The sequence below is a fragment of the Cecembia calidifontis genome, from assembly GCF_004216715.1.
GTDB lineage: Bacteria > Bacteroidota > Bacteroidia > Cytophagales > Cyclobacteriaceae > Cecembia_A > Cecembia_A calidifontis.
Map to the genome: position 1 here is coordinate 292,020 of NZ_SGXG01000001.1, position 25,168 is coordinate 317,187.

Annotated in this window: 22 protein-coding genes; 9 read left to right on the plus strand and 13 right to left on the minus strand. The window is 38.7% G+C overall.

Translation table 11 applies throughout. The features are described from left to right. Positions 1 to 291: 291 nt before the first annotated feature. On the minus strand, positions 292 to 2,901 hold the full coding sequence (locus BC751_RS01285) for a peptidase associated/transthyretin-like domain-containing protein (RefSeq protein ID WP_242617324.1): 2,610 nt from the start codon (positions 2,899 to 2,901) through the stop codon (positions 292 to 294). Between the two features lie 97 nt (positions 2,902 to 2,998). After that, entirely contained in the window at positions 2,999 to 3,817 is an 819-nt protein-coding gene (locus BC751_RS01290; RefSeq protein WP_130273969.1) for a GLPGLI family protein, read from the minus strand. A 184-nt stretch (positions 3,818 to 4,001) separates the two neighbouring features. On the opposite strand from BC751_RS01290, the gene BC751_RS01295 reads away from it, so the two are divergent. The 4 genes from BC751_RS01295 to BC751_RS01310 all read left to right on the plus strand — a co-directional run bounded on the left by BC751_RS01295 (position 4,002) and on the right by BC751_RS01310 (position 8,406). Further along, positions 4,002 to 5,318: a sensor histidine kinase gene (locus BC751_RS01295; protein ID WP_207226823.1), complete on the plus strand. Its 1,317-nt coding sequence runs from the start codon at positions 4,002 to 4,004 to the stop codon at positions 5,316 to 5,318. After that, complete coding sequence (locus BC751_RS01300) at positions 5,315 to 5,989, plus strand: response regulator transcription factor (RefSeq protein ID WP_130273970.1); 675 nt, start codon at positions 5,315 to 5,317, stop codon at positions 5,987 to 5,989. Before BC751_RS01295 ends, BC751_RS01300 begins: the two co-directional genes overlap by 4 nt. 127 nt (positions 5,990 to 6,116) lie before the next feature. After that, positions 6,117 to 7,034: an IS1595 family transposase gene (locus BC751_RS01305; protein WP_130273971.1), complete on the plus strand. Its 918-nt coding sequence runs from the start codon at positions 6,117 to 6,119 to the stop codon at positions 7,032 to 7,034. Positions 7,035 to 7,320: 286 nt separating this feature from the next. After that, a complete protein-coding gene (locus BC751_RS01310; RefSeq protein WP_341272814.1) occupies positions 7,321 to 8,406 on the plus strand; it encodes an AAA family ATPase in 1,086 nt (361 codons plus the stop codon). Between the two features lie 379 nt (positions 8,407 to 8,785). On the opposite strand, the gene BC751_RS01315 is transcribed toward BC751_RS01310, so the two are convergent. The 4 genes from BC751_RS01315 to tgt form a co-directional block, all read right to left on the minus strand. Further along, positions 8,786 to 9,967 carry an IS4 family transposase gene (locus BC751_RS01315; protein WP_130273808.1) on the minus strand — a complete coding sequence of 394 codons (1,182 nt, stop codon included), beginning with the start codon at positions 9,965 to 9,967 and terminating at the stop codon, positions 8,786 to 8,788. A 119-nt stretch (positions 9,968 to 10,086) separates the two neighbouring features. Further along, positions 10,087 to 11,007: a DMT family transporter gene (locus BC751_RS01320; RefSeq protein WP_130273972.1), complete on the minus strand. Its 921-nt coding sequence runs from the start codon at positions 11,005 to 11,007 to the stop codon at positions 10,087 to 10,089. A gap of 1 nt (position 11,008) precedes the next feature. Beyond that, a complete protein-coding gene (locus BC751_RS01325) occupies positions 11,009 to 12,082 on the minus strand; it encodes an LptF/LptG family permease (RefSeq protein WP_130273973.1) in 1,074 nt (357 codons plus the stop codon). A 1-nt stretch (position 12,083) separates the two neighbouring features. After that, positions 12,084 to 13,214, minus strand: a complete 1,131-nt coding sequence (gene tgt, locus BC751_RS01330) for a tRNA guanosine(34) transglycosylase Tgt (protein ID WP_130273974.1) — start codon at positions 13,212 to 13,214, stop codon at positions 12,084 to 12,086. 133 nt (positions 13,215 to 13,347) lie between these two features. Here tgt and BC751_RS01335 point away from each other — a divergent pair, with 133 nt between their 5' ends. The 3 genes from BC751_RS01335 to BC751_RS01345 all read left to right on the plus strand — a co-directional run bounded on the left by BC751_RS01335 (position 13,348) and on the right by BC751_RS01345 (position 16,906). Further along, positions 13,348 to 14,484 carry a glycosyltransferase gene (locus tag BC751_RS01335; RefSeq protein ID WP_130273975.1) on the plus strand — a complete coding sequence of 379 codons (1,137 nt, stop codon included), beginning with the start codon at positions 13,348 to 13,350 and terminating at the stop codon, positions 14,482 to 14,484. After that, positions 14,475 to 15,086: an RNA polymerase sigma factor gene (locus tag BC751_RS01340; RefSeq protein WP_106566744.1), complete on the plus strand. Its 612-nt coding sequence runs from the start codon at positions 14,475 to 14,477 to the stop codon at positions 15,084 to 15,086. Before BC751_RS01335 ends, BC751_RS01340 begins: the two co-directional genes overlap by 10 nt. Before the next feature lie 992 nt (positions 15,087 to 16,078). Beyond that, entirely contained in the window at positions 16,079 to 16,906 is an 828-nt protein-coding gene (locus tag BC751_RS01345; RefSeq protein WP_207226824.1) for a hypothetical protein, read from the plus strand. A gap of 164 nt (positions 16,907 to 17,070) precedes the next feature. On the opposite strand, the gene nadD is transcribed toward BC751_RS01345, so the two are convergent. The 4 genes from nadD to BC751_RS01365 all read right to left on the minus strand — a co-directional run bounded on the left by nadD (position 17,071) and on the right by BC751_RS01365 (position 19,157). Further along, entirely contained in the window at positions 17,071 to 17,637 is a 567-nt protein-coding gene (gene nadD, locus BC751_RS01350) for a nicotinate (nicotinamide) nucleotide adenylyltransferase (protein WP_130273977.1), read from the minus strand. A 12-nt stretch (positions 17,638 to 17,649) separates the two neighbouring features. Further along, positions 17,650 to 18,222, minus strand: coding sequence for a guanylate kinase (gmk, locus tag BC751_RS01355; RefSeq protein WP_130273978.1), 573 nt, complete (start codon positions 18,220 to 18,222; stop codon positions 17,650 to 17,652). Between the two features lie 6 nt (positions 18,223 to 18,228). Continuing rightward, a complete protein-coding gene (locus BC751_RS01360; protein WP_130273979.1) occupies positions 18,229 to 18,501 on the minus strand; it encodes an anti-sigma factor in 273 nt (90 codons plus the stop codon). A gap of 62 nt (positions 18,502 to 18,563) precedes the next feature. Then, the gene (locus BC751_RS01365; RefSeq protein WP_106566751.1) at positions 18,564 to 19,157 is read right to left on the minus strand and encodes a sigma-70 family RNA polymerase sigma factor; all 594 of its coding nucleotides are present in this window, start codon (positions 19,155 to 19,157) and stop codon (positions 18,564 to 18,566) included. A gap of 107 nt (positions 19,158 to 19,264) precedes the next feature. Here BC751_RS01365 and BC751_RS01370 point away from each other — a divergent pair, with 107 nt between their 5' ends. Further along, positions 19,265 to 20,113: a lysophospholipid acyltransferase family protein gene (locus BC751_RS01370; protein WP_130273980.1), complete on the plus strand. Its 849-nt coding sequence runs from the start codon at positions 19,265 to 19,267 to the stop codon at positions 20,111 to 20,113. Positions 20,114 to 20,144: 31 nt separating this feature from the next. Here BC751_RS01370 and BC751_RS01375 read toward each other — a convergent pair whose 3' ends face one another. The 3 genes from BC751_RS01375 to BC751_RS01385 all read right to left on the minus strand — a co-directional run bounded on the left by BC751_RS01375 (position 20,145) and on the right by BC751_RS01385 (position 22,675). Next, complete coding sequence (locus BC751_RS01375) at positions 20,145 to 21,218, minus strand: BF3164 family lipoprotein (protein WP_130273981.1); 1,074 nt, start codon at positions 21,216 to 21,218, stop codon at positions 20,145 to 20,147. A 62-nt stretch (positions 21,219 to 21,280) separates the two neighbouring features. Beyond that, positions 21,281 to 21,484, minus strand: a complete 204-nt coding sequence (locus BC751_RS01380) for a hypothetical protein (RefSeq protein ID WP_130273982.1) — start codon at positions 21,482 to 21,484, stop codon at positions 21,281 to 21,283. Between the two features lie 105 nt (positions 21,485 to 21,589). Then, positions 21,590 to 22,675: a BF3164 family lipoprotein gene (locus BC751_RS01385; RefSeq protein ID WP_165389778.1), complete on the minus strand. Its 1,086-nt coding sequence runs from the start codon at positions 22,673 to 22,675 to the stop codon at positions 21,590 to 21,592. Positions 22,676 to 22,882: 207 nt separating this feature from the next. On the opposite strand from BC751_RS01385, the gene BC751_RS01390 reads away from it, so the two are divergent. Beyond that, entirely contained in the window at positions 22,883 to 25,135 is a 2,253-nt protein-coding gene (locus BC751_RS01390) for an ATP-dependent helicase (RefSeq protein WP_130273984.1), read from the plus strand. Positions 25,136 to 25,168: the final 33 nt, after the last annotated feature.

Sequence of the window (25,168 nt, forward strand, 5' to 3'; positions counted from 1 at the left end):
TCGCTTGGAGTTCAATTCCTTTTAAGTTATATTTATTCACCTATAATCCAGGTAAATTACCTAAAGAGAAGCTAACTGTCAATCTGGAAATTCTACATAATTCAACTTTAAAATCTATTAAGGAATTTTTTGAACATTAAGTTAATTTTTTAGGAAATTTATTACTGCTTGAACTTAGGCTTTTGGCTGATGTTTGAAAACCTCAGAGAAGGGCGGCTAACTGTATGAATAAAACTAAAACAGATGAAAATAATTGTATTTTTCATGTCTCGATCCAGGATCCAACTGCAACTATCTTCTTCCAATATCAAAAGACACATTTAACAAAATTAATCTGGGAAGGATAGAATAGGTTGTACTATTCTTCAGGGTGTTTGAAAGATTCAGAAAGGTGAGTTCCGAATTATTCAGCAAATTGGTAGCATTGAGCTGTAAATGGATTCCTTTATTCTTCCATGGAGTATAATCGGCATGAAAATCCAGGAAATCAATTTTTCTCTCATCCCAAGTTATAAGTTCATAAGCTAATTTAAGTCTTAGGTTTTCCATTAGGCTGTAGGTGAGTGATCCTTGATGCTGGAAATTAGAAAATGAAAAATCAGATGTTAAGTTTTCTGAAATGATCCTGGAATTCCTTCTTTTCGATTCCCATCGGAAATTAATTGGTCTATCGAATGCACTTACCCAGAAGAATCCAATGCTTGTTGTATTGACAGGTTCAATTGGCAGTAAAATCCCTTTTACAGCCCTATTGATCAAATTTTGGGATAAACCACCTCTTATTCCAACTCTGGACTTCACCGGGAACACCATTTTGCTTGTCTCCAAATCAGCTCTATTCTGTGTATTGGATATTGGTGAAGCAAAACCGGTAATATTGAATAGCAGGTCACCATCATTTTGAAAATCAATAATGAACGGGTTTTTCTGAATAAAATGATTCCCTGACACAGCCATTTTCCAATAACTCGTACGATCAAAAAAATCATAACGCCAGTTCAGCCCTGTCTGCTCAATTATATTTAGTCCACCCGCAAAATTTACGCTGGAATTTGCGCTGTTAAACACTCTGCCGTTAAAAGCCTGTAATGGTGAGGAAAGTTGATTATGGCTGTAATGTTCAAAAAAGAACTTGTGTCTGGAACTGATAGTATGGTTTAATCCTATCTGGTAGTTTAGTAGCCAATCCGATGTAGTCTGATTATCATCCCCAGCTTGTCTAATATTATTTTGGAACCATTGTTTTTCAACTTGTAATTTAAGCACAGTATTTCTTGCCAAAAAAATCCGATCCGAAAAGGAGAAGATTAGCGTTTGGTTTTCAAAGTTAATTTGATTCAAAAAACCAGCTTCATCTATTTCAGATGAGGCAGGAGCCTGCTGTTGGGTAAGGTCCGAATTGAGATCAAAAGTTAAATATCCATAATGAAAAAGAAACCCGTACTGGTGTTTTCCAGCTCGCCCGGCAAATTTCCAGCTGCTACCCGCTGAAAAAGAAGAAGTATTAAAAGACTGAATCAGTTCATATTCTAATTGTTCCGTAAGATTTTCGTCAAATGTTCCTCTGAAAATATCGAGATTTTGGTCAGAAATATTTCGTGAAATAAAAAAATCTGACTGTATGGCCGTACGGTAATTTAACTTTTTCAGATACTCTCCTCTAAAATACCTTGTCTGGTTCATGGAGTTCAGATTTTGAAAAACACTGGCCTGTCTGTCCTCTGTCTCCACGGTACTGTTTAACACAGAAGATTCTAAACTATTATTTACTCTCAATGTAAAGGTTATTTGGGACAAGCTGTCCAGTTCTATATCGTGGACAGATCTAAGCTGTAAATTCCGGATTCCTGAATTTCCATTTCCTGTCTCCCTGACATCAAAGGTGTTGTTATTAAGAAAAAAACTATTAAAGTTCTCTAAGGTATTTCTGATCCGGTTCTGCTGAAAAAGCGCATAGGTGTTGGATTTATAATTCCTATTATTGGAGCCATTGAACTGTAAAGCCTGTAATAAGTCGTTATTGATATTATATCTTCTTTTTGGAAGATTTGGGATGAAAGGGGTAAACGCATTTAAGGGTAGCTCGGCGGTTAAAAAGTAAGGTTTTATCAATAAGGATTCTGTTGATTCCCATGAAAGAAAATCCTCGGATTCTGCTAAACTTTCCTTTCCGGAATTATTGATATCGCCGATGTATCCTACCTTGATTTTATCCAATAAAGAGAAGAGAACAGCGTTTCCTTCATAATTCTGAGGCAATCCTCCCCCTATTGATCCATTGCCAAAAAGTGAGGCTTTTAATCCTTTTTGAAATTTTAGATTCAAAACAGTTTTATCAGAGTTTTCGATTCCTCTCAATAGTTTTCTGTCATTGAAATTTTCGATGGCTTCTATACTTTCAAGTAATCCCGGTGGAATGTTTCTGGATAAGACCTTATAATTTTTCGAAAAAAAATCATCTCCTTCCACCAGGATTTTATCTATAGCCTTCCCATTAAAGAAAACAGTTCCATTATCACTGATGGTCATTCCGGGAATTTTTTTCAGGAGTTCTTCAAGATTTCTTTCGAAGCCATCACTAAAAGCTGCTACATCATAAGTCGTAGTGTCACTTTTTATTCTCATGGGCTCCTGGTATTCAACAGTATATTGATTGAGTTCTATTTCTTTGGACTGGACATTAAGTGTCAGAAAACCAAGGCTTTCAGTTGTATAATATGCATCCTGATATCCAAGTCTGGAAACTTTTAGAAATAGTTGTACGGGGTATTCACTTACAATGAGGAATTCCCCCTGGAAGTTTGTCTGGCCAAAATTTATGATTGTGGAGTCCTGGGGATTGAGAAGCATTACCGAAGCAAAAGGTACTGGTTCGGTTTTCTCATCAAGTACAATTCCCATTATCCTGTTATCTGTTTGTCCAAATACCACGGAGGAGCAGAAAATGATAAGTAAAAAAACTGAGTAAAGAATATATATAGGCTTATTTTCCAAAATATCACTTTTTGAGAGATTTCGCTGATAAATCTATTTGCGGATAGAATCTGATCTCTACTTTCCCGTCATTTTCAAGTGCGACAGATTTCATGTAAGAAATATATTTTTCTTTTTTAGTTGTATTCTCTTTATTAAATTCTGACCTACTAAGAAGTTTTTCCGAAAAAACAATATCTGTTTCTATGTGAGGCGTAAATGCATGGGGAATTTCTACGTTAGACAAATGGTACATAAAATCCAATGTTGAATCATAGGCTTCAAGGATAAGTCCCGGCAGTCCATTTAATCTCCAGGGACCAAAAGGCACTTGGATTTCAGGGGTAAACCAAGCTTCCCACTCTCTACCTAATATTGTTGCGGTGGCCTTAATGCTAGCATATTTCCCAATTGTTTTCTTCTCGTCGGTAATTTTCCAATCTATTGGTAAAATCTCCTCTTTAATGTTTGCGAACGTACTTTTATTCCAGAAAGACTCTCTGGTATACTGTTCCTGTGTCAAAAAATCTAGGAAAAAAACCGTTCCATATGGGTCAAGATTGTTTCTTGGAACCTCTATCCGTTCAGTGCCATTGGGAGAAGAAATGAATTGGACAACTACCTTATTCTGATCCTGAATAAACAGGGACTTTGAAGTCGAAAAATATAAGGTTGCCTTTTCGATTTCATATTCGTTTGGATAACCGTTTTCATTTGGAGGGGATGCAATAGCCAATTTTCCTGAATAGGCCCGATAAGTAATTTTGCCTTCCTGGGCTTGAATATCTAATGAGAAAAGACCGACCACAATAGTGATGATCAGTAATAAAATATAAGTTTTCATAATTTTTGATTTTAGTGGTTAAAATGAATTAGATAGGTGTTCATAATTACTTGACCAAAAATCATTTAATAATCCCTGACAAAGCGTTATCCAGTGTTAACCAGTGTTAAATCTTTCGTTAATAGCTTTTTCGAATATATATTAGCGTATGATTCAAGCGGTGAATTTTAAAAAAATGTGGGTCATGGTATGGCTTGTTGCCTCATTGGCATTAGCATTACAGCTGTTCCGAATCTGGGACACCTATGAATCGCTGCGCCAAAAATTTCATAGGGACATCAAAACAGCATTGGATAAAGCTGTCGAACATTATTATCTTGAATTTGGAACCCGGACTATATCCATTAGAACAGATTCCTTTGAAAAATTAAATGAAATTGATGAGGGAACATCTATTCCAAAGGAACCAAGCAATTCAAAAGTTCAGCGTGCAGGGAATGAGTTGGTAAATGAGGATTTTACTGAAAACAAATGGGCTGTAGTCAAAGTCTCCAAAGACACCGTAAACATGTTGCTGCTCAAAGGTTTTCTTGACAATGAAATGGACTACTATGGCTTAAAAGGAACTTACAGTATCAGGCATTCCTTAAGGGGCGTGGAAATAAATGAAATAGCAACTGGGAACTTTTCAAACCAGGGATACACCATTACATCGGATACAAGAGAAATCCCATTAAGCCATAAGATTGAATTCACTTATCATCCAGATTTTTCATACATATTCATCCAGGGAGGGATAGAGATATTGCTGTCAATAATATTTCTGCTCCTGTTTATTTTTGCACTTTGGAAGTTATATAGTACAGCAAAAAGACAAAGGGATTTAGTCACATTGAAAAATGATTTTGTTAATAATTTAAGCCATGAATTTAAAACACCCATTTCAGCGGCAAAAGTTGCCATTGAGGCAGCACACAACTTCAACCCTGAAAACAATATAGAAAAAAATAAAAAATACCTCAAAATTGCCGGCAACTATCTCGATCAGGTATCTGATATGATTGACCGTTTATTGGAGTCTGCAAGTTTTGAATCTGAAAGTGATGTTTTGGAGAAAAATGAAATCGATTTGGTGAAAATGATTGAAGGCATTTTAAAGGAATCTCCATTTGATCATCATTATGATCGAATTGAATTCTTTAGCAATACTTCTTCTGTTAAAATTCAGGCAGATCAATTCCATATGAAAAGGTCGCTTGTGAATGTAATGGACAATGCTTTAAAATATGGTGGACAAAAAATAATCATTAGACTTGAAATAGACCAAAAAGAAGTGTCCTTGTCCATTTCTGATAATGGTCCTGGCATTGCAAAGGAAGAAATGCCTAAAATCTTCGAACAGTTCTACAGGATTCCAGGGGAAAATCTGCATCTCGTTAAAGGTCATGGAATAGGGCTGTTCTTTGCCAAAAAAGTCATTGAGGCACACAATGGAACTATTGAATTGAACTTGAAAAATGGATGGACCAATTTTATAATTAAAATCCCGAAAGTATCATGAAAGGAAAGATTTTACTTGCAGAAGACGAGATTTCTTTGGGAGAAATCATCAAAGAAAGTCTTGATAGTAGAGGTTTTGCAGTAGAACATGTTGGATGTGGCAAAAAAGCAATCGAAGTATTCAAGTCCTTCTCACCTGATATTGTCGTTTTGGACATTATGATGCCCAATAAAGACGGTTTTGAGGTTTCAAGAGAAATCAGAATGTTGGACCGAAATGTCCCAATAATTTTTCTAACAGCAAAAAACAGAACCCAGGATGTTATAGATGGATTTGAAAACGGGGCCAATGATTTTATTAAGAAGCCTTTCAGTATGGAAGAACTCATAGTAAGAATAAATTCTCATTTGCGAATTTCGAAAATCAATTTTGAACAACAGTGGGTATCTATTGGGAAATATAAATTCAATTTTGAACACCAGATTCTGGATCTACATGGGAAAGAAACCGTTCTGACCTATAAGGAATCAGTACTATTAAATGAATTGATCAAAAAGCAGAATCAGGTTTTGGACAGGTCCTATATTTTAAAGCTTGTCTGGGGGACGGATGATTTTTTTTCCGCAAGAAGTATGGATGTATTCATCACCAAAATCCGGAAATATCTTAAAGATGATCCTTTAATAAAAATTGTTAACATCAGAGGTATTGGATATAAGTTGGTTGTTTGAATTTTATTAAAGGTATTTAAACTTTATGTGTATCCGCTTGAATGCACGTGACAAAATTTGACAGTAAGTGTCAAATAGTTGTAGATTGGCATCCGCTGTTGTTTCTTGTATAAAAATAGGAAACATTATGACGATACTTCAATTTCTACAATACTTTCCAGATGAAGAAAGCTGCGAAATTTATATCAAAGAGAGCAGAGAAAAGGCAGGCATATGCTGTAAAAGCTGCAAATCCATTACCAAGCATTACTGGTTCAGTGGTGGAAAATTCTTTGAGTGCAGTCAATGCAGAAGGAGGAGCTCCCTAAAAAGTGGAACAGTAATGGAAAACAGTAAGATATCTCTTCACACCTGGATGTTGGCTTTTATTTTCATGTCAGCTACTAAGAAGGGCTTTTCCTGTCTTGAATTCCAAAGGCAGGTTGGATTGTCAAGGTATGACACTGCCTTCAGACTGATGCATAAGATACGTGCCATGATGGGTAAAAGGGATTCCCTGTATATCTTAAATGACATGATTGAGTTTGATGAATGCTTTGTAGAAGTTGCAACTCCAAAACAGGTAAAACAGCATCTTAAACGAGGAAAAGGTAGCCAAAGACAGGCAAAAGTAGCTGTTGCTGCTGAATCTACCCCTCTTGAAGATCCCAAAACTGGAAAGAAGGACAGGGCATGTGGCTATTATAAAATGGAAGTAATCGGAAAAGTGGATGCAGATCATGTCAACAAATTCATTAAGAAGAATGCAGCTGGAGATATCGTCCTGTTTACCGACAAAAACACAGCCTATGTTGACATTGCAGATATTGTTGACACACATTATATGGTCGTTTCAGATAAAGTAAGTGTCAATGAAACCCTAAAATGGGTACATAAGGGAATCAGTAACCTAAAAAGAAATCTCTTGGGAATACATCACATGATCACGTATAAATATTTACAGAACTACCTCAATGAATTTGTCTATAAGCTTAACCGAAGATATTTTGGAGAAAGGTTATTTGACAGACTGATTGTTGCAGCTGTTCATCCTTACGTGCAGTAATGCGGATACACATATTAAACTTTTAAATCAGCACCGACTCCAAAATAATCAAGGTACCCAAATAAAATCCTCCGGTCATTTTCTCGCTTTCCCCAAAATTAGAACAACCTCAGTGACCCATTGTATTAGGTTAAGAACAACCGACAAGATTTATACTCAGTCTGGCTAAATTTCCTAATTCACCTTTTGTAATTCACTAAAAGTAAATTACCTTTAGTGAATCAACTTATAAAATTATACATGAAAAGTAAGAAGCCTTTGAATCCTTTTCCAACAACAGGCTATTTTGGACCGGAGTATTTTTTGTGACAGGGAGGAGGAAAGCCTGAAAATATCCCAGTTTTTAAAAAATGGACAATCCTGCATTTTAATGGGTAACAGAAGATTGGGCAAGACCGCTTTGATTCACCACGTCAAAGGCTTTTTGCCAAAAGATTGGATCTTCCTCTATTTGGACATCCTTCCGACGGGAAGTGAAAGGGAATTTCTGGATACTTTCGGGTCAGCTTTGTTGAGAAGTTTCAACGAGAAAAGCAAATTAGGGAGAAACGTCTGGGAGTTTATAAAAAGCCTTCAACCTACCATTAGTTTCGATCAACTATCGGGGTTGCCCCAGGTTAGCTTTTTGAGTGTCAATACACAAAAACCCATTGAGGATATTTTGCTCTTTCTTTCAAAGTTGGATTACAACACTGTCATTGCAATAGATGAGTTTCAACAAATCACGCAGTATCCTGAAAAAAACACCGATGCCTGGTTAAGATCAATTATCCAACAGTTGCAAAATGTTTATTTTATCTTTTCTGGTAGTCAGCAAAGTATCTTAAACGAACTATTCAGCAGCCCCTCCAGACCATTTTTCAGAAGTGCCTCTCCCATTAAAATAGAAAAAATACATCATCCCGAATATAAGGAATTCATCATCCGCCATTTTAGTTTAGCGGGAAAATCCATACCCGGACAAATAGTAGATGAAGTGCTGGAATGGACCAAATGCTATACCTACTATGTCCAAATGCTTTGCAATAGGCTATATCAATTGCCTAATAGACAATATTTCAAAGAAGATTGGCTAAAATGCGCCAAGGATATACTCAAGGAACAGGAAGCATTCTTCATCCATTACAGAACTCTTCTGAGTCCACAACAATGGAAGCTTCTTGTCGCCATTGCCAAAACAGGTAAAGTAACAGCACCAACTTCCAAGGATTTTATAGGCAAAAATAACCTTGGCAATCCTTCAACTGTCTTTAAATCTCTTGATGCGCTTAGGGATAAAGAAATGATTATCAAAGCATACGATAAAGATGGTGGCACTACCTACGAAGTATATGATGTTTTTTTTGAAAGATGGATACAGGGTCTGTATTAAATACCGAAAGGCTATCAATTATGCAGAAAATGTAAATCAAAAGTGAAAAGAATACAAGAGCCAAAATAGAGTTTTCTGAGTATTCTTAATCTTACACGTAGTAGAATTATATTTGGTTGAAGAGCCCCTCGGCAAGCTCGGGGAACGGGATTTAGGTTTGGAAAATCGGGGGGGGGAGGGAAGAAATTCGGCAAAGCCTCATTTCTTCCCTCCCCCCATATTTATTTAAGTCCCGGTGGCCGAGCTTGCCGAGGCCCTCCAATTGATACGTGTAACATTCCGAATAGTCAGATTAAGTATTTATATTTTTTATCAATGCTGTCCTAAATAATTTACAAGACAGATGTTTAGCTGTGTTTCTGCAATTTCTATTGTGATTTTATCTGTAATCCGGAAATAGAACCCCCTGTTGGCTTTTTTGAGGAGGTTTTTCATGGTCTTCAAAGGGTTTGTCCAGCCACTTTTGCAGCTCTATTTTAACGAATATGTTCAGTCTGATAAATGCAACCAGATTGGACAGATGCCATCCGAATTTAGCGGTTGCCTTCATCACTTTTAGGAGCAGAATGGTGATCAGCGCGGTCCATATCTGGATCATCACGGCATTTTTCGATGTTCCGATAAAGGTTTTGATATGGAGTAACTGCTTGATGTCCCTGAAGAAGATCTCAATCTCCCATCGGCACCGGTAAAGATCACCGATTGTCTTTGCTGACCATTTGAAGTTATTGGTAATCAGTTCGACGGTCTGTCGGTTTTTTTCGTCCCATACAGCCACTCTTCTGAGTTTTCCGGGGTACTTCACTTTTGACTGCGGGTTTACCAGTTCAATTTCTTCGTCTATCAGTACTTCCTGTGCAGTATTTTCAGGGAGTCGACGTTCATTGATTGTGCTGAACTTAAGGTTATCCTTGTGCCTTATGACGAAAAAGACCCCCTTGCTGTCCCAAATGTTGAGCATCGGAAAGTCATTGTAATAGCGGTCCGCCACTATAACGGATCCTTTCTCCAAAGGAATATCATAAGCGCCTTTATTGTCTGCCATACTTCCTTCTGTAATATTCACATAAACAGGGAGTTTCCCGTCATAGTCCAGAAGCGTATGCATCTTTACAGCACCCTTTTTGGTCCTGAAGGTTGCCCAGTCAAACATCGAAAGGCAAAGACTTACCACCGTGGAGTCGAGCAGATAGACGGGAGCCTTGATCCGTAGTTTTACCCTGCTCAGGGACGCCTGCTGTCCTAAATGCTTCAGAAGCCCGTAATACAGCTCCTTGAACAGGTCAGAGTCCCTGCGCTTGTTCTGATAACTGATACTGGACTTGGATGGTGCCTTGGCAATCCCCAGATGGTTGAGGTTCCCCGTGGCCGAACGCAGGCCGTTTGAAATATCCCTTACAGAAGTACTTTTGGCAAAATGGCAAAAAAGCATGGAAACCAAATGCGTCCAGCTGTCAAAGCCTTTGCAGCCCTTGTCCGTTTGCTTCTCTTCAACCAGTTTCTTGAAAATTGAACGCTCGATTTTTTTAATAATCTGAGAAAACAATGTAATATTACTCATGGGAGGTTTATGTTTTTTGGTGCAAACCCAAAATAGCTATTTTGGGCAAAAAACCAGACCTCTCATATTTTATTTAGGACGGTATTGATTTTTTATAAATAAAACCATAAAAATATCCCTTAAGCCCTCAACAGGTTATTTCCCTTTGCCTTTCTTCTGAGGTAATAATTGTATGCCGGATAAATCAGCACTGACACCAAAATGATCAAAGTACCCAAATAAAATCCTCCGGTCATTTTTTCCTTATCTCCAAAAATCAATACAGCCAGAATAATCCCATACACCGGTTCCAAATTGATGGTCAGGTTGACTGCAAAAGCTGTAATCCTGCGCATCAGTTCTACGGATACGGAAAAAGCATAGACCGTACAGACGCCGCCCAATAAAAGCAGCCACAGCCAATCCATTGCCTTTGGCACCATCTGAAGCCCTTCATCTGCAAAGAAATAGGCATAGAATGGGAGCAATAAGGCCGAAAAAAGGAAAGCCCCGAACATTTCATAGAAGGTCAGCACATAGGGGTTATGATGCTTGGTAAACCTTCCGTTGATCACGGTGAACACCGCACTCAAAAAAGCTGAAGCGACAGCCATCATAAGGCCCAACCAATAGTCCAACTCAAAGCGGAAAATCACATAAAGTCCCACTATCACCAGCAAACCCAAAAAGATTTCAAACCCTTTCACTTTTCTCTTGTTGGCGATAGGTTCTAACAGGGCAGTCCACAAGGAAGTAGTGGCCATCCCTGCCAGACAAACAGATGCCGTAGAAACCCTCGCCGCCCCAAAAAACAGGACCCAGTGCAGAGAAATGATAAAACCTGTGGCTATTATCTTAAGCAAAGCCCCTTGGGAAACCCGTATGGGTGTTCTCCTCCACAAAAACACCAATCCCAATATACCTGTGGCTATCAGCGTACGGTAAAATACAATCTCCAAAGAAGGAATGCTGATCAACAAGCCCAAAATTGCCGTAAATCCCCAGATCAAGACAATGAAATGGAGCATCAAATAATCCTTGACAGTGGAATCCGGCTGCATCTTATCTGGGCACGGTTTTGTAAAGCACTAATCCGGTAATGGCGAAAGTAATGTTGGGAATCCAGACGGCTAAGAGCGGGAAGGCTGTTCCTGCCTCCGCAAAGGTCCTGGAAAGCAAAAACATGATGATGTAAATAAAGGCCAACAAAAAGCCCAAGGCAATCTGAAAACCGGAACCTCCCCTCGTCTTCCTTGAGGAAACAATCACACCAATAAAAGTCAGAATGACAGCAGCAAAGGGAGACATCAACCGCACATACCTTTCAATCTTATAATAATTGACATTGTCTGCCCCTCTCTCCTCCAACACTTTGATTTGTCTGGTGAGATCGGGGAGTTTGAGCGTCTCATGATGGTTGACCGGTAAATCAAAGTCATTGGGTGTAATGGAGAGTAGTGTATCCAGAGACTCCCCTACGGTATATTTCTCCCCCCATTCATGGAGTTCACGCAATCTCCAGTTTTTGACTGACCAGGAATTGATGGCAGTATCCCAGACAATACGGTCTGCCGACAACTTGGCGATCAATTGTCCGTCGCGTATTTGCTCCAAAGTGAAGTTATAACCTGTATTGCCAGAAGTATAATACCTGGAAATGTAGGCATACACATCGGGAGCCACTTTGATATGGATATTACTTTCGGTATAAAACTTGGTTTCCTCCAGCCATCTGGATTTGAATTCTGTCACCCCGGCGGTAGCTCCGGGAAGTACCCAGCCATTCATAAAGAAACTGACCAAACCGATAAGGGTTGCACCTACTAAAAAGGGAACCAGCATCCTTACAAAGGAAACCCCACTGCTCAGTATGGCAATGATTTCCGTCCTTCCTGCCATTTTGGAAGTGATAAAGATGACCGAAATGAACACGGTGATGGGCGTCAGCAAATTGTTTAGGTACAAACCATAATTGCCCAGATAAATCAAAATATCCTTTGCAGGAACCTGATTTCGGATAAACTTGTCATTCTTCTCAGTAAAGTCCAATACCAGGACAATAAGAATCAGCATCAGGACCACAAAAATGTAGGTCTTGAGAAAATCCTTGATGATCAATTTATCCAGTATCTTCATATTACAGTCTTCTGCTCACTTTTTCTACCATCTGGTTTTTCCATACGGCAAAATCACCGGCAATGATATGTTCCCTGGCCTGGCCAACCAACCATAAATAAAAGCTTAAATTATGAATACTGGCAATCTGTGCGGCCAAAATTTCTTTGGCTATGGTCAGGTGGCGCAAATAGGCCTTGGAATAAAATGAACTCACATAAGAATTGATGTGGGGATCGATGGGACTGAAGTCATCTTTCCACTTCTCATTACGGATGTTGATGATGCCTTCCGAGGTAAATAACATCCCGTTCCTGGCATTACGGGTAGGCATTACACAGTCAAACATATCCACACCCAATGCTATTCCCTCCAAAATATTGGCAGGAGTTCCCACGCCCATAAGATACCTTGGCTTGTCTTTGGGCAGGATATCGGTCACCATATCGGTCATGGCATACATTTCCTCTACCGGCTCCCCTACTGATAAGCCGCCAATGGCATTTCCCTCCCGTTCACAGGAAGCGATAAACTCGGCGGATTGTTTTCTGAGTTCAGGGAATACAGATCCCTGTACAATAGGGAAAAGCGTCTGGCTATACCCATACTTTCCTTCTGTACTGTCAAATCTGTCGATGCAGCGCTTCAACCATCGATGGGTGAGCTCCATGGATTTTCTGGCATAAGCAAAATCACAGGGATAAGGAGGGCACTCATCAAAGGCCATGATAATGTCCGCGCCGATGATGCGCTGAATGTCCATGACCCGCTCTGGACTGAACAAATGTTTGGAACCATCAATATGGGACTTGAACACCGCCCCTTCTTCGGTCAGTTTACGGTTTTCGGCCAGGGAAAAAACCTGATACCCCCCACTGTCTGTAAGAATAGGCTTGGACCATCCATTGAATTTATGTAACCCCCCGGCTTTTTCCAGAATATCCAAACCAGGCCTCAGATACAAATGGTAGGTATTTCCTAAAATGATCTGGGCTTTGACATCATACATCAACTCTCGCTGATGGACGGCCTTGACCGAACCTGCAGTTCCCACAGGCATAAAAATAGGAGTTTGGATATCCCCATGATCGGTTTTGATCATCCCTGCCCTGGCTTTACTCTTACTGTCTGTATGCTCTAATTTAAATTTCATCCTAATAAATTGATCATTAAGTCCTTTTCCCAGCTCCTTAAAGATTGATACCTGATTGAGGACACAAAAATATAAGCTTATTCTTAATCCATGCTCAATTTGATTTTATATTTGCCCCGCTAAAGGTATGGGAATGCTTACAAACATTGTATCGGTAATATTTTTGATTGCGGTTGGCGTGCAGATTTTTTACATATTGATCATTTTTGGTCGTATGTCTTTCTTTTACAAAAAGAAAATCAAAGATCCCCTTTCCAATCCGGAAGGGGTAACGGTCATCGTCGCCGCCCACAATGAGAAGGAGAATTTAAAAAAATTGATCCCGGCTGTCTGTGAACAGGATTACCCCAACTTTGATGTCATGGTCATCAATGACCGCTCATGGGATGGTACCCGCGGCTTGCTGGAGGAAATGATGTCCCAGTATCCCAAATTGAGAACCGTAACCGTAGAATATACCCCAGACCATGTCACTGCCAAAAAATATGCCCTGACCTTGGGTATAAAAGTGGCAAAAAATGACGTCCTGTTGCTAACAGACGCAGACTGCATCCCAAAAAGCAACAAATGGATAGAATTGATGACAGCTCCGGTTAGAAATGAAGGAAAAACATTCTCCTTGGGTTTTTCACAGTACAATTATGGCAAAGGGCTACTTAACCAGTGGATTCAGTTCGAAACCCTCTGGACAGGACTCCAATTTTTGGCTTTTGCCATCTGGAAATCACCTTTCATGGGAGTAGGAAGGAACCTGTGTTACCGAAGAAGTTTTTTCATGGAGAAAAAGGCCTTCAAAGGGCTATGGCAGATCAACGGCGGGGATGATGACTTATTTGTCAACCAATATGCCAACGGTAAAAACACCGCGGTAGTAATCAGCCCTGAAAGCATCACCCTTTCCACGCCAAAAACCAGCTGGAAATCCTATTTTATCCAGAAAAAAAGACATTTCCATGCGGGCAAATATTACCAAGCGGGAGATAAATTAAAGATAGGGATTTACAGTTTCACACACCTTGTTTTTTGGGTTACTGGAATTTATTTGTTAATCCTTCTAGGTTTAGAACAAAACTGGGAACATTTTTCGGTCTTTTTAGGTATAATTATTGTCCGGTCCATACTGTTGACTTCAGTATTTACCTCGGCGAGAAAAAAACTGGAAGGCAAAACCAAAGTGTTTTGGACAGGATTCTTCGACCTGATGTATTTGGGTTACTTTTGGATTCTTGGCGCGTTAGGGTACCAATCAAAAAAAGTTAGATGGAAGTAAACGACAGAGGATTTTCCAACAAAGCATTAGAGGATTTCGATCTTATCGATAAGGCCGTGATCGAAAAAGATCAGCAGGCTTTTGCTACCTTGATGAAGCGCTATAAAAAAGCGGTTTATTTCATGATTCTCAAAATGATCAGGGATGCGGATGATGCCGAAGACCTGACTATGGAAGCCTTTGCCAAAGCCTTTAGAAACCTCCATAAATTCAAGAAAGACTATACTTTCTCCACTTGGCTGTTCCGTATTGCTACCAACAACACCATTGACTTTATCCGAAAAAAGAAACTCAAAACCATGAGTCTCAACAGCACTATGAGCGATGACAGTGGCAATTCGGTGAATATCGATGTGGAGGATGATGAGAACAACCCTCAGGATGAGTTCATCAAATCCCAAAGGATTGAGATGGTCAGGATATTCGTGGACAAGCTGCCGGCCAAATACCGTAAACTGGTACAGTTAAGGTATTTTGACGAACTGTCCTATGAAGAGATTGCGGTAGAACTGGACAAGCCTTTGGGAACAGTCAAAGCCCAGCTTCACCGGTCCAGGGAATTGTTATATGAAATCGCCTCAGGAAAGGAAGGGCATATCTAATTGACCCTCTACTATATTAAATAGTTTTTAGGAATAAGCATATGAGTGTACAGAAATCTCATCTGAAATTATTCTTCAACTTTGCCATTAAAATAAACAAGCATTTTTCCTGATTTCATTTGCAAATTTAAAATTACAAAGAACATATTTTTTTAATTATCTAAATACAACTTTGTATTAATTAAAAACATGCTTTAATATAATTAATACCATATATACTAGCTTAGAAATTATTTTTTATTTTTTCTATTGCACAATAATAATAATAATATACTTGCACTATTAGTACTAACCACTAAATTTTAAAAACTACGAAAAAATTAATTTATTCATCATCTATTTTAATGCTACTGATTTTCAGCAACATTACACCTTATACCGTGTTAGCTCAGGATCAAGGATTGCCAGGCACAAGCTATTATGTCACCTACGAAAGATGCGGAGCTGATGGACCAATCGTTGTTAAATGCAGGTTTTCAGGGGGTGATCCTTGTAGTGCAGGAGACCAAGAACCTTGTCCTTAAATCACAATGTGTGACTTCCTCACGGAAGTCACACTTTTTAAATAATGTGCTTAATTTTCGCATCTTCCTCTTAAAAAAAGGGCTTAAAATTTTAAAAAAAGCTGAATACCTAATGTTCATTATTTCAAGGTTACACAATTCTAGCTTATATCAAATTTAAATTGGTCAATGGAAAAAACCTCCAAACCCGATAAAATCATAATGAAGAAAATTTTAACCTATTTAATATCCTATTCTTTGTTTTTTTCATGCAATACTCCGCAAAATAAAATTACAGTAATTAATGTTTCTGAAAACTTCCAAGAAATGAACTTTTCAAAAATTGGGAAAAGTTCAAAAATTATAAGGTTAAAAACTTCGCAACCCATCCATACTCCCACGGATATTTTAGTGACCCAATCAAATATTTATCTTTTTGATCAAAACCATTCTGGTAATCTATGGCAATTTGATTTAAATGGAGACCTTTTGAATAAAAAGGGATTTTATGGAGACCAAATGATTCCCCTTAATGGTATTACCAATTATTTTGTCCATAGGGATTCACTTTTCCTTGCCATCAATGGCGAATCTATTTTTGCTTTCGACGATAATTTAAACCCATTTTTCTTAAAAAAACTACCTAATAGAGCTGGGTTCATTCAAAAGATCGGTGAGAAATATTTGATGTATAACAATAATCTGTCCCCGGAAGTACCTTTTCAGATTTTCTTTTTGGGTTCTAACGGAACCATAAGTAATTCCATTCCTGTAGTCCCGAAAAATTTCAATCCTTATTTCAAGGCTTATTCCCCATTTGCTATTCAAAAAGGGAAAACTTTAACTTCTTTTCCATTCAACGATACACTTTACTTGGCTTCTGAAGATTTTACTTTCAAACCTTTTTCAAAGGTGAATTTTGGAAAAAGGAAAATTCCTGATGATTTTTTTGCCAATGTAGAAAATGGATATCAATTCTATGAAAAGCTATCAAATAGTGATACCTACTCACTGCATGAAGGTTTGTACTTTGGAAAGGAAAATCAACTGATAGCCACCGTTTTTCATGCATTACATTATTACCCCTTGGTTATAGATCTAAATTCTTCCAAAGCACAAATGATTTCCTTTTTTTTGGATGACATGAACACAGGTTTAAAAGTCAGGAATAAAAGTTTTGCAGATCAAAATCAGATAGTTTTTGGGGTTTCAGGAGAAACAATTCACGAACAATTCGATAGCTTAAACAAAGAATTCCGAAACTCCTTGCCTTCTGATTACCAAAATTATTTTTATTTATTAATAATCGAAATATAAATAATTTAGCAATAGATAGATTATTTACCTCTACTGCATTAGACGATAACGGTTTGAAGAATAACCAAAAAAGATCCACTTATAGAGGTTTGCAGTAAATATCACCAAAAACGGATTGCTTTACGCAGTGTCTGGATAAGCTTTTAGAAAGTTTGAAATGGACCTTACAAAAACAATTTCTTATCCCTGATATACTCTTCTACGGGCTGGGGCAACAAATATTTCACAGAATGGCCATTTTTAATAGATTCTCTTATAAAAGTTGCTGAAATATCCATCAGCGGTGCTTCCACAAACTGAATATTGTCATGGATCAATTCCTTCTTTTCACCTGGACGGGGATAAACATACAGTCCATAATGTTCAAGGATTTGCTCATAATTTTTCCATTTGTGAAAATGGGTAAGGTTATCCCCTCCGATGATCAATTTGAATTGATGCTGGGGGAATTTATCAGAAAGGTAAGTGAGTGTATCAATGGTAAAGCTTGGCTTTGGCATATGGAATTCCACATCGGAAGCCCTAAAATAAAAATGATCGGCGATGGCGAGCTCTACCATCTTTAGCCGATCAAATTCATGAAGTAATGATTTTTGTTTCTTAAATGGATTCTGTGGACTGACCACAAACCAAACCTCATCCAAATCAGTCCTGTCCTGCATCACATTGGCGATGATCAAATGACCGATGTGAATAGGATTAAAAGATCCGAAAAAAAGACCGATTTTCAAAGCACTAAAGGATTATTTCGACAGGAATTCCCCTACTAATTTTTCAGCTTCTGCAAATGACTTTTCCATGTTGTCATTGACAATGGTGACATCAAACTTATCCTCAAAACTCATTTCGAATTTGGCTTTATAAAGCCTTCTGGATAGGCTTTCTTCGGATTCAGTTCCTCTGTCCTTGAGCCTTTCTTTGAGGACATCCATGGAAGGCACTTTGACAAAAATCGCCAATGCCCGGTCTCCAAAATATTTCTTTAGATTAAGTCCCCCTTTCACATCCACATCAAAAATAACATGTTTGCCCTCATTCCAAAGCCTTTGGATTTCTTCCTTTAGGGTGCCATAGAAATTGCCTTCATAGACCTCTTCCCATTCTATGAAAGCATCTTCATCAATTTTTTTCTTGAATTCTTCGGGGCTCAAAAAATAATAATCTTTTCCATGCTGTTCTGTTCTGCCCCTTTTGTCCCGGGTAGAGGCTGAAATCGAAAAACCAAGTTCCGGAAACTTATTAAGCAAATGCCTGACAATTGTCGTTTTCCCAGATCCTGATGGAGCCGAAAAAATAATCGCTTTTCCTGTGACCATGAATGCTTATTTTATTTCCTGCACTTTTTTACGGATGTTTTCCAACAAATCCTGAGGTGTGATCTGATGACAGCATTTGGTTTTAAGCAGCTCTTTAATGGCCATTTCAAGATGAAAATGCCTGTAGCAGGGCTCGCATTTTTCCAGCTTTTCTTTCAATATCCTATCTGCCTCCGGGATATTTTCCCCATCTAGGATACTCTCCAAAAGCTGGAAACACTTGTTCTTTTCCGCACAGTTGGTCTTTTTCTCTCCAGCCGATGATAAATTATAATCCATTGTACTCTATGATAAAACTTTCTATATGATCAATACCCCAATGCTCAACCGTGATGCCTAATTTATTCTTCCTCATCCGTATTGTAACCCATGGTCTGTGCATAGGAACGTAATTTTTCCTTCAATAAGTTCCTAGCCCTGTGCAACCTGGATCTCACAGTTCCTATCGGAATATCCAGGATCTTGGCCATTTCCTCATAGGTAAAGCCTTCCAGGTCACATAAAATGATCACTGTTCTGAAGTCTACGGCCAAACTGTTCAGCGCATTGGAGATTTCATCTCCCAACATATCCTTAACCGCATCCACCCTCAGGTCAGTGGTGCTTGTATAATCAACATCATCTGAGTTGTAATAAGTTTCCACATCCTGATAATCCACTTTGGCAGGCTGCTTGCTCTTTTTACGGTAATCATTGATGAAAGAGTTTTTCAGGATACGGAATAGCCAGGCCTTTGCATTGGTCCCCTGCTCAAAAGAATTGATAAAACGGTAAGCTTTCAGGTAGGTATCCTGCACCAGATCCTTGGCATCATCTTCGTCAAAGGTCAACCTGTAGGCAAAATTGTACATGGAATCTATGTGGGGCATAAATTCCCTGTCAAATATTTGGTTCTTCTCCTTGTCGGAATATTTTTTGCGCTGCACTTCAGACATAAGTTCAAAAGTAATCAATGGTTAAATTTATCACTAATTTTTTTGAATAAAGTCAGGGCTTTTCCCTTATTTTGAAAGCTTTCAAAGAATCACAACAAGCCCGCGGCATGTTTCTATTTAGACTCTTATCTTATTTGCCCTTACCTGCACTTTATTTGATTACTGATATCCTATATCTATTTGGATACCATGTTTTGAAATACAGACAAAAAGTCATCTTAAGAAATCTCGAATATGCCTTTCCTGAAAAAAGCCCAAAGGAAAGAAAGCAGATCGCCAAAAAGTTTTTCAGGAACCTGACTGATTCCTTTGCTGAGACCCTTAAGCTCTTCACTATGGGAAAAAATGAAATAAAACAAAGATTCAGGATTGAGCATCCCGAAATCATCAAGGAAAGGTTGGACAATGGAGAAATTGTTTTGGGGCTGACTGCACACTTTTTTCACTGGGAAGGACAGGTATTGGCTTTTAAGGCCCAGGTGGATTCCAGAATGGAGACCGTCTATACAAAAGTTAACAATGCTTTTTTCGAAAATCTCATGAAGAGAATCAGAAGTCGGTTTGGAGGTTTTCTGGTAGAAAAGTCAGACTTCACCCGCCACTACCTCAAAGAAAGGAATACCGTAAGGCTAATTGGACTGGCAGCAGATCAGCGCCCTGGAAACAGAGATATCCGGTATTGGACAGAATTCATGCACAGGGAAACGGCTTTTTATGAAGGACCGGAAAAAATGGCCAAGCGATATGGACACCCTGTGGTTTTTGCTAAAGTTACCAAACCAAAAAGGGGACATTATGTGTACAACTATCAGCTGCTCGACGCCCCCCCTTATAATGGAAGGCCTGAACACAGCATCACAGACAAATTTATACGCCTGACCGAAGAAAACATCAGGACAGAACCTGCTTTATACCTTTGGAGCCACAATCGCTGGAAGTGGAAGAAGGGGGAATGAAAATATAGAAAATAAAAATATTGATCTATTCCTATTGGTTATATTTAAATGTAACAACATTGGGCTCTTTGTCAGCGGTGACCCCGTAAATGATTTTTAATTTTTCATCTATAACAAAATCCAATATGGGATAATCAAGCTCGAACTGATTCAAAAAATTCCCATCAAAATCTAATTGAAAGATTCTGCTCGTAAAAATCTTATTCAAGTCCATACCCACATATAGGACGAATATTGAAGTTTCACCAACAAAAGCATCGGAATACTGTATTTTTACAGGCCCCTTTATCGCAGGCATCTGATATCCAAGATGATAAGTTATTTCGAAATCGGGCATTTTTCCAACAGGCCCAATTACTAATTTAGATTTACCTTGTTTTAAATCAATTATTTCAATATAATCAGTGGTAATCCCTGCTAAAACGTAAACCCCATTGGAAATATTACCTCGAATTTTGGCTTGAAATAAAGAGCTAACCAAATTTGGATCCAACTCTTCCTTTTTATAACCACGAGGCAATTCATAATACTCTAAATTATCTCTCCAAGATCCAAAAGTATTAAGTAAAGTACCTTCTTTTGTAATATGTATAAATTTTTCCCAGCCATCCACTAGCCCTCCCAGTAAGGTTGAATCAGAGGTCCATGTAGCATGAGTAATGAAATAATCCAATTCAGGCGACCTAAATTCGTCCTCAGACAACAACTCTGAATTAGAAATATCAAATTTTGAAAATTTTCTCTGCTCTACATCGTAAGTCCAAATCATATTCTTCTCACCTACATCATCCATACTATATACCAAATTGACTTCATTCGGACCTATGCCATCTTTACCCTTTGCATACAGGTATTCTTCTTTACTCACATCAATCACGTGCAACTTTAAATCCAAAATATTGTTCCTTTCTGAAACAACCAGATAATCATCTTTCAATAAAATGCCGTTAGGATTTAATATTCCCTCATAGGCATATTTAAAACCTTTAAGTAATTTCTTTTCTGGTAAGTCTTTCTGGGTAAACCTGTTTTCATTGATTTCTTTTCGAACTTCGCAAGAAATTAGAAATAAAATTAAGGCAATAATTGACAATAAATTCTTCATATTTCTACTTTAAAATAAAGGGATCCAATCCAAGATTGAACCCCTTTTCACCGAAAACGTATTTAACAGGTACTTTGTCCAGAAGACCATACAGAGTCAGCAAAAACCCCTGCACTTGGATGAGCGCATGAACTTCTTGTCTGCATGCAACAAACACCTCCTGCTGAATTACCGTCTCCAGGATCTACAGATTCTTGCGCTATACCAGAATTGATGAAAAAACCAAACGATCCAATAAAGGTCAACATCAAAATTAACTTTTTCATAATAGTAATTATTAAGAATTGATAAAAGCTCTGGCCAAAGCTGGCTTTCAACCGAAAGCTTTCGCAATACTATTATTATACGCAAGTTTTAGTTGAAAAATCAATTCAATTAAGATCAAACAGTACGATTCCAGGGTCCATATCTGTTGAAATACCATAAATTTTCCTATTGATTTCATCCACTGTAAATCCTATCAAAGGAAAATCCAACTGATAGTGATTCAAAACCTTGCCATCGTAATCAAACTCAAATAACCTATTTAAATTGGAATCTTCACTGATTTCCCGGAAGCTTTTTCCAGAATACAATGCAAAAAATGACTTATCCCCGGCATAGATATCCAGATACTTGAGAGTCAATTTTGAAAGATCAAAAGCCGGCATCTGGAATCCTTGATTCATAGAAACCCTAAATTCAGGCAATTCATCAATGGGCCCATATACCGTTATAACTTCTTCATTTTCAATATCAATGATATCAATAAAATCCACATGGGTTCCAGCCTTTACAAACCTGGTCTTTGAAGGATTGCTCTTTATTTTTCCTTGATGAAGAGAAGCCAATAAATTAGGTTGTAAATCTTCTCTCTTCACCCCTTGGGGCAATTCTCTACCATCAAGCATGTTCTCCCATGACCCAAAATACCGGATGGTATCGCCATCTGTATTCAGCTGAAAATACTTCACCCAACCATCAACCAAATTTACCAAAAGCGTGTTATTAGGTCCCCAGTCAACAGAAGTAATATAAAGGGGGATATCCAGACCCTTAAACTGCCTGATGGCCAATGATGATGTATCTTTTATGGAAAAGGCAGAAAATTTAAATTGCTGAGTATCATACACCCAAAAAATATCAGGTTCTCCGCTATCAAGAAGTGGATATCCAATAGTAATCTCTCCAGGCCCAAGGCCATCTTTTCCTACACTTCTTCTGTATTTCTGACCACGAAGATCCAATAAATGAACCTTTTCATTTTGAAGACTTTTCCCTTCCGCTACGATCAAATTCTGATCTTTTAAAAGGATTTCTTTTGGATTAAGCGCAAATTCCAAACCAAAATCAAGCTTCTCTCCCTTAAGTTGAATTGGAGTTGGAAGTTGTTTTTCCGTGAAAACAAGTCTTGAGTCTTCATGAGGTATATTGCAGCCTAATGCCACCAATAATACTATAAATCTTGATTTTTTCATAATGAGGGTAAAATAGGGCATGATTGAATACCAATTGCTGAAATAAAGAACATTTGATAAATTAAACTAACTAATCCTTAATTCAAAATCTGATTACTGTTTGACCACTTTTTGCTAATACCAAAACTCCTCTTCTAATTTTAATCGTACAACTTATCGCTTCCATTCCAAAATCCTTAAATTTGAAACCTGTTGGAAAAAAGAAGCATGGATTACTTAAAAGGACTCAATCCCCCCCAAAGAGAAGCTGTTGAACATACTGAAGGCCCTGTTATGATCATCGCAGGTGCCGGCTCAGGCAAAACAAGGGTTCTGACTTACAGAATTGCCCATTTGATACATGCTAAGGGAGTAGATCCTTTCAACATCCTTTCACTGACCTTTACCAATAAGGCTGCCAGTGAAATGAAGCATAGGATAGAAAAGCTTATCGGTCTGGAAGCACGCAATACCTGGATGGGTACTTTCCACTCCATATTTGCCAAAATTTTAAGAGTTGAAGCGGATAAAATCGGGTATCCTTCCAATTTTTCCATCTATGATACCGATGACAGCAAGTCCCTGATCCGGACCATTATCAAGGAAATGAAGCTGGACGACAAAGTGTACAAGCCAAGCACTGTCCTATCCAGAATTTCAGGAGCGAAAAACCGCCTGATTTCCTGGGAAAACTACATCAATGACCCTTTCATCAAAGCCGATGATGAGGCTGCCATGAAGCCACGGATGGGAGAAATTTACAGGAACTACCAAAAGAGGCTTTTCAAGGCAGGCGCTATGGACTTTGACGACCTGCTTTTCAATACGAATGTACTCTTCCGGGACCATTTGGATGTGCTGAACAAGTACCAGCAGCGTTTCAAATATGTCATGGTGGACGAGTTTCAAGACACCAACGTCTCCCAGTACCTGATTACCAAAAAACTGGCAGCTGTACACCAAAACATCTGTGTGGTGGGAGATGATGCCCAGAGTATCTATGCCTTCCGTGGAGCAGACATCCAGAATATCCTCAATTTTGAAAAGGATTACCCGGATTTGTTTGTTGTCAAACTGGAACAGAATTACCGCTCCACCAAAAACATCGTACAGGCTGCCAATAGCATCATCGCCAAAAACAAGGCCCAGCTCAAAAAAGAAGTCTGGACACAGAACCATCACGGAGAACCGATCGAACTCATCAAGGCAAGTTCAGACAATGAAGAGGGCAGATTGGTCGCCACCACCATCTTCGAAGAAAAAAACAACAAGAAGCTCGACAACAGTGATTTTGCTGTCCTCTACCGGACCAACTCCCAGTCCAGGGCAATAGAAGAAGCCTTAAGGAAGATGAACATTACCTACAAAATTGTAGGAGGCCTTTCATTTTATCAAAGGAAAGAAATCAAAGACCTGATGGCCTATATGCGCTTTGTGGTCAATAAAGAGGACGAAGAAGCATTCAAGAGAATTATCAACTACCCAAAAAGAGGGATTGGGGACAGTACGGTAGAAAAAATCCTGGTGGCGGCTTATGAGCATGATATACCCTTGTGGGAAGTGATCATTAATGCCAATAGCTTCTTGGGAGGGAGGGCAGCCAATGCAGTGGATGATTTTGCTACTATGATCAAAAGCTTTGGCATAGAAATGGAGCGAAAAGATGCCTATGAAGCAGCTAATTCCATTGCCAAACAATCCGGTTTGCTCAGGGAATTGTATGAAGATAAGACCATAGAAGGTCTCAACCGCTATGAAAACGTGCAGGAATTGCTCAATGCCATCAAAGAATATGTGGACAATCCGGAGAATGAAGACAAAAGTCTTGGGGCCTTCCTGCAGGAAATAGCCCTACTGACAGACAATGACAGGGATAAAGACACCACAGATGCCGTAACCTTAATGACTATCCACTCTTCTAAGGGATTGGAATTTAAGCAGGTATTTGTCGTGGGAATGGAAGAAGACCTCTTCCCTTCCCAAATGATGATGCAGAGCAGAGAGGACCTGGAAGAAGAACGCAGGCTATTCTACGTGGCCACTACCCGGGCCATGGAAAAATTATACTTAACTTATGCCCTGACTCGTTATCGTTTTGGAAGACTGCTCAACTGTGAGCCGAGCAGGTTCTTGGAAGAAGTGGATCCGGCCTGCATCAGGGTCAATAAAAGGATGACCACCGCCTTGTCAGGAGCCCTTAGAAATGAATCCAGTGAAGGAAGGTCAGGCTTTATCGGTATCAAGAAACCGGAGGTCCGGCCAATGACCACAGCCAAAATACACAGCCCTAGCCCTGATTTCAAACCTTCCAACACCAATAGCCTAAAAGAAGGGATGCTGGTAGAACATCCAAAATTCGGTTATGGGAAAGTTTTGAAGATAGAAATTGAGGGAATAAATAAGAAAGCTACCATACAATTTGATAACTTTGGAGAAAAGGTTTTATTACTTAGCTTTGCAAAGCTTCGGATCATAGATTAAAGAGCGGATCAGGAATGATTTTTATAATTGGAA

Excerpts from the sequence above, each read along its gene's own strand:
- BC751_RS01285 (WP_242617324.1), bottom strand. The coding sequence starts at position 2,901 with ATGGGAATTGTACTTGATGAGAAAACCGAACCAGTACCTTTTGCTTCG.
- BC751_RS01290 (WP_130273969.1), bottom strand. The coding sequence starts at position 3,817 with ATGAAAACTTATATTTTATTACTGATCATCACTATTGTGGTCGGTCTT.
- BC751_RS01295 (WP_207226823.1), top strand. The coding sequence starts at position 4,002 with ATGGTATGGCTTGTTGCCTCATTGGCATTAGCATTACAGCTGTTCCGA.
- BC751_RS01300 (WP_130273970.1), top strand. The coding sequence starts at position 5,315 with ATGAAAGGAAAGATTTTACTTGCAGAAGACGAGATTTCTTTGGGAGAA.
- BC751_RS01305 (WP_130273971.1), top strand. The coding sequence starts at position 6,117 with ATGACGATACTTCAATTTCTACAATACTTTCCAGATGAAGAAAGCTGC.
- BC751_RS01315 (WP_130273808.1), bottom strand. The coding sequence starts at position 9,967 with ATGAGTAATATTACATTGTTTTCTCAGATTATTAAAAAAATCGAGCGT.
- BC751_RS01320 (WP_130273972.1), bottom strand. The coding sequence starts at position 11,007 with ATGCAGCCGGATTCCACTGTCAAGGATTATTTGATGCTCCATTTCATT.
- BC751_RS01325 (WP_130273973.1), bottom strand. The coding sequence starts at position 12,082 with ATGAAGATACTGGATAAATTGATCATCAAGGATTTTCTCAAGACCTAC.
- tgt (WP_130273974.1), bottom strand. The coding sequence starts at position 13,214 with ATGAAATTTAAATTAGAGCATACAGACAGTAAGAGTAAAGCCAGGGCA.
- BC751_RS01335 (WP_130273975.1), top strand. The coding sequence starts at position 13,348 with ATGCTTACAAACATTGTATCGGTAATATTTTTGATTGCGGTTGGCGTG.
- BC751_RS01340 (WP_106566744.1), top strand. The coding sequence starts at position 14,475 with ATGGAAGTAAACGACAGAGGATTTTCCAACAAAGCATTAGAGGATTTC.
- gmk (WP_130273978.1), bottom strand. The coding sequence starts at position 18,222 with ATGGTCACAGGAAAAGCGATTATTTTTTCGGCTCCATCAGGATCTGGG.
- BC751_RS01360 (WP_130273979.1), bottom strand. The coding sequence starts at position 18,501 with ATGGATTATAATTTATCATCGGCTGGAGAGAAAAAGACCAACTGTGCG.
- BC751_RS01365 (WP_106566751.1), bottom strand. The coding sequence starts at position 19,157 with ATGTCTGAAGTGCAGCGCAAAAAATATTCCGACAAGGAGAAGAACCAA.
- BC751_RS01370 (WP_130273980.1), top strand. The coding sequence starts at position 19,265 with ATGTTTCTATTTAGACTCTTATCTTATTTGCCCTTACCTGCACTTTAT.
- BC751_RS01375 (WP_130273981.1), bottom strand. The coding sequence starts at position 21,218 with ATGAAGAATTTATTGTCAATTATTGCCTTAATTTTATTTCTAATTTCT.
- BC751_RS01380 (WP_130273982.1), bottom strand. The coding sequence starts at position 21,484 with ATGAAAAAGTTAATTTTGATGTTGACCTTTATTGGATCGTTTGGTTTT.
- BC751_RS01385 (WP_165389778.1), bottom strand. The coding sequence starts at position 22,675 with ATGAAAAAATCAAGATTTATAGTATTATTGGTGGCATTAGGCTGCAAT.
- BC751_RS01390 (WP_130273984.1), top strand. The coding sequence starts at position 22,883 with ATGGATTACTTAAAAGGACTCAATCCCCCCCAAAGAGAAGCTGTTGAA.